The sequence below is a fragment of the Nitrospira sp. BLG_2 genome, from assembly GCF_049222245.1.
On the sequence record NZ_JBLYIG010000731.1, the window covers coordinates 1 to 2,645 of the forward strand.

At 47.1% G+C, this 2,645-nt stretch carries 1 protein-coding gene; it reads right to left on the bottom strand.

The genetic code is table 11. From position 1 onward, the window contains the following. Positions 1–2,645, bottom strand: a 2,645-nt coding sequence (locus tag ACOSYY_RS19620) for a hypothetical protein (RefSeq protein WP_421664643.1), incomplete at both ends; no start/stop codon positions are given.

Below are 2,645 nucleotides of genomic sequence, written 5' to 3' on the forward strand. Positions count from 1 at the left end.
CCAACAACAGGCCCAAGCTGAAGACCAGGATCGGGGTTTTCACCGCGGTAGAGTCTGTAAGAATAATCCTGGAAATCGTTACCACCAGTAATATTGCCAACTGTTACTTCAATTTCTCCATTCCCTATTGTGTAAGGGCAGATGGTTGAAGGTGTCAGGTTTGTTGAAATGGTGTGTGCATTAATGAAAGGCAAAAACACCGATTGATAATTTCCACATCCGTTACCATTATCGCGAACTACCAACGTATAAAGCCTGGATTCAAGATTAGTTAGATTCGAAACAGCTCCTGCAATGGTAGTGAAAGGCACATCGTTCGGAGGTGTAAACTGTGGTGGGTTATTATAAAAATTAATACTGTCGTTGATCGGGCCGGTGAAATGCCAAAACATGGTAAAAGGTCCAACGCCCCCCGCTACTGTTGCGCTCATTTGTCCATCGCTCGCCCCACAGGTAGAAGGAAATACCGGACCGGGCGTAATGGTTAATGTTGTTTGAATAGTGGCATCCTGCACTTCACGTGTAACCGGTTGAGAAATACATGAGGTATTGTTATCACGTGCTACTACTGTATAGTAACCAGGTACCAGATTGGGATATGTTCCGTTATCAACGATGGTGGCATCGGCATTACTGATCACAGTGTTGGGGTTACCTGTTTGCGAACTTCCGACTTCATTTAACCAGAAGAAGGTGTATCCTACCTGGGCACCGCTCACATTGGCAATAACGGATCCATTTGGAACATCACATCGGGTAACGTTGTTACCCACTGCAGCAGTCACAATAGGGAAGGTGATGACTTCTGGAAGGAATACCGACTCTGTATTTTCACAACCCGTTGCTGTACGTCTTACCAGCACTGAGTAAAATAAATTTCCCGCCAGGTTATTAATGGTGGCGGTTGCGCCTGCCGCTGCACCAGGGCTTGAAAACGGATTTCCGTTGTTTTCCCACGAAAAGGTGTAGCCTGCTGTAACGGCCGCACCCCCTCCAATAGCCGTCTCATCAATGGTGGCTGCGAGTATTCCATTCGGGTTTAAATTATCACACGATGTTTGATTGGTGGCAGCAATCGTAACAGGAGGGATAAAGAAGTTTTCATTGACATCCACCGAGGCCGAGTCAGACTCACAACCTGTTGCGTTACTTCTGACCTTCAGCGAATAGTTTCCGGCAACCCGACTCCCCAGAGTAAATGTGGTGGCGCCTGTTTCCCAAGCGAAGGTGTAACCGGTAAAGGGAGAAGGTACGTTTACACCACGGTCAACCAAGGTTGCAAGAGAGGCTATACCATTGGGAACCCCCGAACAAATAGTGTTGTCGTTGGATGAGAGCGTGATCAAAGGCAGTTGACGGTCGTCCGGCACTTCAACGGTTGCTGTACTCTGACAGCCATCGGCCCGGTCGGTAACCAGTACGGTATAAAATCTTCCTGCCGCACCCTGAAGGGTATCCGGGCTGATAGCGGAATTAGCAATCAGATATCCAGCAAGGGTTGTTCCTCTATGCCATTCATACAAGTAATTGGATGGAGGAATGTTGCCATCCACGTCTGTGACCTGAACACCACCGTTCACCAGTGATGGTGCGCAATTCGTGGAAGCGTTTGCATCAGCAGTGATGACCGGTAATACCATCAACGGTGTAACTTCCACAGTAACAGGATTAGATAAGCAGCCCGTTGGTAAGTGCTCAACAACTGCTGTATAGTAGCTCGAATCTCTGTTTGTTAGTGACGGCCCTGTTACGCCTGTAATAGTTGTTGAGGTTTCTTCATCGGTCCATGTAAACTGGTAATCACCAATCGCACCTACCTGGTTGTTTACTGTTGCATCAACCCGACCGCTGAATTGCGCTGGTGGATTTGTTAATGCAGGATTACATATTCCGTTAGGTGTAGGGTTAAGAGAAATGACAGGAATAATCTTAGCGTCAGGTACTTCAACTGTCGTAGTATTCTGGCATCCGTCAATTGTATTCGTAACTAAAGCGGTATAAAATCTTCCGACTGCACCTTGTAAAGTATCTGGACTAACAGCAGCATTTGCAATAAGGTAACCCGCGATAGAATTTCCACGATGCCATTCAACGTTATAGGTTGCCGTAGGCGGAACGCCATCAACAGCGGTAACCTGAACACTACCGTTTGCCAATAGCGGATCGCAATTTGTAGATCCGTTAGCGTTAGCAGCAATCACCGGTAAGATGGTTGTATTGGTAACTTCTTCTGTTTCAGGTGTGGATGCGCAACCCAGATCGGTGCGGGTAACCACAACGGTGTAGAAGCCGCTATCAAGTAAAGTTATGGATGGAGTTGTTTCCGCGCGTGGTGCTCCAATTGCCTGGGTACCATTAAACCATTGAAAGGTATAGTTTGGATCAGGGAGCACAACCGGTACACCGCCAAAGGTTACCGTGGCGGTTACACTACCGGTAAAATTTGAAGAAGCCAAAGCGGGATCACATATTCCATTTGGATTGCTGATGAGTGTAACAACCGGAATATTCAGAATCTCTGTTACGACTGCATCATCCGTTGCTGAACACTGATCGGGTGTAGTAACTTTTACGGTGTATGATTGACCTCCACCTTTTACACCCTCAGCTATGCTGCCATTTGTTCCGGAAACATTTGCATGAGC